The sequence below is a fragment of the Lentzea indica genome (genome assembly GCF_012184385.1).
Classification (GTDB): domain Bacteria; phylum Actinomycetota; class Actinomycetes; order Mycobacteriales; family Pseudonocardiaceae; genus Lentzea; species Lentzea indica.
On the sequence record NZ_VSRL01000402.1, the window covers coordinates 1 to 5,223 of the forward strand.

General features: G+C 69.6%; 3 protein-coding genes, 1 pseudogene and 1 riboswitch. Of the genes and pseudogenes, 1 reads left to right on the plus strand and 3 read right to left on the minus strand.

The window, feature by feature from the left end:
- Positions 1-632, minus strand: a pseudogene (gene holA / locus FXN61_RS46985) (DNA polymerase III subunit delta); the annotation flags it as partial.
- A gap of 78 nt (positions 633-710) precedes the next feature.
- Positions 711-830: riboswitch (SAM riboswitch) on the plus strand.
- An 11-nt stretch (positions 831-841) separates the two neighbouring features.
- Here holA and thrC point away from each other — a divergent pair.
- A complete protein-coding gene (gene thrC, locus FXN61_RS46990; RefSeq protein WP_167980272.1) occupies positions 842-2,098 on the plus strand; it encodes a threonine synthase in 1,257 nt (418 codons plus the stop codon).
- Here thrC and FXN61_RS53880 read toward each other — a convergent pair whose 3' ends face one another.
- Together FXN61_RS53880 and FXN61_RS53885 are read right to left on the minus strand one after the other, a co-directional pair.
- Entirely contained in the window at positions 2,099-2,593 is a 495-nt protein-coding gene (locus FXN61_RS53880) for a hypothetical protein (RefSeq protein ID WP_246293172.1), read from the minus strand.
- Between the two features lie 281 nt (positions 2,594-2,874).
- A complete protein-coding gene (locus FXN61_RS53885; RefSeq protein WP_312878541.1) occupies positions 2,875-4,878 on the minus strand; it encodes a ComEC/Rec2 family competence protein in 2,004 nt (667 codons plus the stop codon).
- Positions 4,879-5,223: the final 345 nt, after the last annotated feature.

Here is a 5,223-nt window from a genome sequence, read left to right on the forward strand (position 1 = left end):
GACGGCCTTCTCCGCGACCGCGAAACCGGTCACCTCGGCCTTGCCCTGGTGGTAGCGGCGGATCTCGTCAACCGTCACCTTGCCGTCGGCGTCGGACACGAGCTGGGACGCCGCCGCGGCGAGCTCGCGCAGGTTCGTGCCCACGGCGTCGATGAGCGTGGCCACGGCCTCCGGGTCGATCTTGCCGCCTGCCTGCCGCACCTCGTTGCGCACGAACGCCTCGCGATCACCGGGCTTGGTGACCTTGGCGCACTCGGTGACGCCGGCGCCTGCCTTCTTCAGTTGTCCCGGCAGGTCCTTGGCCGCCTTGCTACGACCACCGCCCGTGTGCACGACGACGAGCGTGATCCCGTCCGCGGGTGCTTGGCGTACGAGAGCACCGCCTCAGCGATCTCCTTGCCGATGTCCTGCGCGTTCTGCAAGACGATCACCCGGCCCTCCGCGAACAGCGACGGGCTCACCAGCTCGGCCAGCTCCGGAGGCGTGAGATCAGTCACCTGCACGCGGGTCAGATCGGCGTTCGCGTCGGCCTTGCGTGCCGCCTCGAGAGCCGCCCGAACAGCACGTTCGACCAGCAACTCCTCTTCGCCGATGATGAGGTGCAGTGACTCCGGTGCGCTCACGCTCCGCATCCTCCCACGTCCCGGATCGTGGACGTTGGTGGCTGAGCCACGGACAGGTGCCGTAGCTTGGTCGCCACAACTGAACACCGCTCATCCAGAGGGGCAGAGGGAACGGCCCGACGAAGCCCCGGCAACCGGCGTCAGCGCTGTGCGCAGACGATCACGGTGCCAATTCCGACCCGTTCGATTTCGCGGGAAAGATGAGGAGATACCTCGCGATGACTGCTGTCACTGTGCCCCCGAGCACGAAGTTCGACCTCGGCCCTGCCCGTGCACTGCTGTGCCGGGAATGTGGGAATGAAACTCCTCTCGCTCCTGAGTACGCGTGTCTGGAGTGTTTCGGGCCGCTGGAAGTGGCCTACGACTTCGGGAGGATCCGGCGCGAGGACATCGAAGCCGGCCCCAGGTCGATCTGGCGCTACCGCGGCCTTCTTCCCGTGCCGTCCACTGTGGAACAGCACCCGAACACCGACCCCGGCGGCACCCGCCTGGTCGAGGCCCACAACCTCGCCAAGGCCCTTGGTGTCCGCAAGGTCTGGGTGAAGGACGACACCGGCAACCCCACCCACTCGTTCAAGGACCGCGTGGTCGGCGTCGCGCTCGCCGCGGCCCGCGAGCTCGGCTTCAAGGTGCTGGCCTGCCCGTCCACCGGCAACCTGGCCAACGCTGTCGCCGCGGCCGCCGCTCGCGCCGGTTGGCAGTCGGTCGTGCTGGTTCCCTCCTCTCTCGAGCGCGCCAAGATCCTGATGAGCGCCGTCTACGAAGGCGCGCTGATCGCCGTCGACGGCAACTACGACGACGTGAACCGCCTGGCCCAAGAACTCGCCGCGGAGCACGAGGACTGGGCGTTCGTGAACGTCAACGTCCGCCCGTACTACGCGGAGGGCTCGAAGACCCTCGGCTACGAGGTCGCCGAGCAGCTCGGCTGGCGCCTGCCCGACCAGATCGTGGTGCCCATCGCCTCCGGCTCACAGCTCACCAAGGTCGACAAGGCGTTCCGCGAGTTCGGCCAGCTCGGCCTGGTCGAGGCCACCCCGTACCGCGTGTTCGGCGCCCAGGCCACCGGCTGCTCGCCGGTGTCCGCCGCGTACAAGGAAGGCCACGACGTCATCCGCCCGGTCCGCCCGGACACGATCGCCCGCTCACTGGCGATCGGCGCCCCGGCCGACGGCCCCTACGTGCTCGACGCGGTGCGCCGCACTAACGGCGCCATCGAGGACGTGACCGACGAAGAGATCGTCGAGGGCATCAAGCTCCTCGCCCGCACCGAGGGCATCTTCGCCGAGACCGCCGGCGGCGTGACCGTCGCGACGGCGAAGAAGCTGATCGAGGCGGGCCGGCTCGACCCCGATGGCGAGACCGTGCTGCTGATCACCGGCGACGGCCTCAAGACCCTCGACGCGCTCGGCGACACGATCGGCCCGCGCGCGACGGTCCCGCCGACGGCGGAAGCCGTCATCAAGGCACTGGCCTAGTCATCTCCTTCCGGCGGTCGCGATCTCCTTGTTGCAGAAGGAGATCGCGTCCGTCTTGACCCAGCCGGTGCGCGGAAAGCGTTGCAGGCCGTCGAGCACGTGCGGCCCAACCGGCTCCACGTTCGCGCGCCACGCCACGATCCGTTGCGGCCACGGGGCTTCCGCCTTCAGCGCGTTGTAGTGGTAGTCGCTCCAGTCGTGCGGCGCGATCCGCAGTCCGTCGTCGAACACGTACTCCGAGACGAGGTAGTAAGCCTCCTCCGGCGTCGTGGCCTTGGTCGGCGGCAGCACGTGCGTCACCGTCGCCTTATATGTGAGGGCGCGCGCGCTGTCCTCGAGCGTTTCGCAGATGTAGTAACCGAAATCGGGTTTGAGTTCGTCGTGCGGCCACGGCGTCGCCGAGTAGTTCATCTGCCACAGCGCCCACGCGAGCCCAGGTGTGCCACCGGGGATCGGGTAGCGCGGGTTGAACAGCCTGATCCAGACGTCGTCCATCTCTTCTCCTTCGTACTGTTCGGTTTCCCGGCAACACCGCCAGGTCGCCGTCCTCGTCCGTGCGCAGTACCAGCGCACCTCCCGCCCGCAACACGTCGATCACGTGCGGGCTCGGGTGCCCGTACCTGTTGCCCGTGCCCACGCTCACCAGCGCCACTCGCGGCCTCACCGCTTTGAGGAACGCGGGCAGCGAGTACCGCGAACCGTGGTGCGGCACCTTGAGCACCTCGGCCCCGAGGTCCCGCTCCCCCAGCAACGCCGCCTGGCCAGCCAGCTCGACGTCACCGGTGAGCAGCACCCGGCCAGCTTTCGTGTGTGCCTTGAGCACGAGCGAGTAGTCGTTCACCGTCGTGTTCGTGTCCTGGGCGACCGTCGGCCGCCGCGGTCCCATCACCTCCAACTCCAGTCCAGGCAAGGCGAACCGTTCGCCCGCCTTCGGTTCCACCACCCGCACGCCGTGCGCGCGGGGCTTGTGCGTTGACCTCCCTCCACGCCCACGCGGGCTCCTTGAGCGGCCCCACTGCCACCGCACCCACCGCACGCCCGGTGAGCACGGCTTCGAGACCGCCAACGTGATCCGCGTGCAGGTGCGTCAACACCACCAGCGGAATCCTCTTGATTCCCAACGTCTTCAGGCATCGATCCATCGCGCCGGGATCGGGCCCGGTGTCCACCAGGACGGCCCGGTCGGCGTCGTCGGTGGCGAGGACCACCGCGTCGCCCTGGCCGACATCGCAACTGATGACCTTCCACCCGTCCGGCGGCCAGACCGGCGCCACCACCTTCAACGGCACCAGCACCACGAACCCGCCGACGAGCACCGCGACGACCACCGTCCGCGTCTTCTTGAGCCGCAGCAACAACACGACCACGGCCACGACCGCCGTCAACGCGATCGCGCCAACCCAGCCGTCAGGCCAGCTGACCGCCGCTCCCGGCACGGTCGCCGCCTGCCGCCCGACCTGGATCAACCACGTCACCGCGGGCCCCGCAACGTGCACGATCAGCTCGGCTGCTCCGGACCAGAACGGTGCGACGACCGCCGCCACGACACCCAGCACCGTCGCCGGCGCGACCACCGGCCCGGCAACCAGGTTGGCCACCACCGAAACCAGGCTCACCTGCCCGGACAACCCGGCCACCACGGGAGCCGTGGCAAGGCTCGCGGCCGTCGGCACCACGATCGCCTCGGCCACGCCGTTCGGCACGCCGCGTTGTTTGAGCGCCCGCGCCCACTTCGGCGCAACGAGCACCAACGCCGCCGTCGCCACGACCGACAACGCGAACCCCGGATCGCCGCCCAGTGCCGGATCAACGAGCACCAACACCAGCACGGCAGTCGCGAGACTCGGCACCGCGGACCGTTCCCGTCCCAGCACCAACGCCATCAGCGCAACGGCACCCATGACCGCCGCTCTGAGGACACTGGGCTCAGGACCGGCCAGGACCACGAACCCGACCAGCGCCACCATCGCGGCGACGGCCGCTTGCCGTGGCCCGAGCCGCCGCAGCAGCAGGTAGACCGCCCCGCACACGATGGCGAGGTTCGCGCCGCTCACCGCGAGCAGGTGAGCAAGTCCCGCGGTCCGGAACTCGTCCACGATGCGCGGCACCATCTGCTCGGTGTCGCCCACCACGAGTGCCGGCAGCAGCCCGGCTTCTTCGTCGTCGAGAACCGCGCTGGCCTGACGCAGACCGTCGCGGAGGTCGTCCGCCCAGCTTTGCCAGACCGGAGGTGGCTGCGGGTCGATCGGCGGCCCGCGCACTCTCAGCAGCGCCGACGCCAGGTCGCCGCCTCGGGGAGGAGCGAGCGTTCCTTTGACCGTGACCTTCTGACCTGGCAACAGATCCCGCCACCTGTCCGCCGGTGCGAGCAGCACGAGCTGAGCACCGTTCGCGGTCGCGGTGATGACCACGTGGTCCACACCTGCCTGGTGGCCGCCGAAGCCCGCGGCCCTGATGCCGCGTGGTCTGGTGCTGAGCTCGACGGTCAGGGTGGTGCTGCGGCCTTCGCCGGCAGCCAGGCGAAGCGGGTGGCTTTCGGCTCTCAGGACGTTGCCACCGACCCAGGCTGCCGCCACCGGTCCGGAGATCAACAGGGCTATCGCACAGGTCCTGGTCCACCACGCTCTTCGCCACGCTGCGAAGCCAACGGCTCCGGCCGCGAGTCCCGTGAGGACTGCCGCCTGCCAGCTGAGGAAGAGGCCGGCCACGGCGGTCGTCCACACCGCCGCGGCGGCTGGGACCAGGCGGTAGTCCTGGGTTATCGGATGTCTGCGAACCACCGGGGCCTCCGTTGTGCGGTGGGAGGCCGGGGATCACAGGTCGGGCTGCCCTGGCGAGGTTGGGGCGGCTGGACGAGCGGCAGCCGATCTGCGGGGTGATGCCAGGCGATGGCGGCACAAGGCCGTTGCGCAGTGGCGCGAGTGGACGCAACCGGTTGGGGTGCGAGGCCTTGTCGAGTGATGCGGACGGACGGCATGACGGACTCCTGTCGATGGGAGGGAATGAAGGCCCGCTCGACCAGCAGCTAGACGGTTGCCGCGCACAGGCGGCAGGGCGGCTTCTCCGGAGCTGGCGGGGCTGGACGGGGCGGTGAGAGCGGAGCAGGCGGGGCCGGGCGGGGCGAT

Coding starts and splice junctions, on each gene's coding strand:
- thrC (WP_167980272.1), top strand. CDS start 842: ATGACTGCTGTCACTGTGCCCCCGAGCACGAAGTTCGACCTCGGCCCT.
- FXN61_RS53880 (WP_246293172.1), bottom strand. CDS start 2,593: ATGGACGACGTCTGGATCAGGCTGTTCAACCCGCGCTACCCGATCCCC.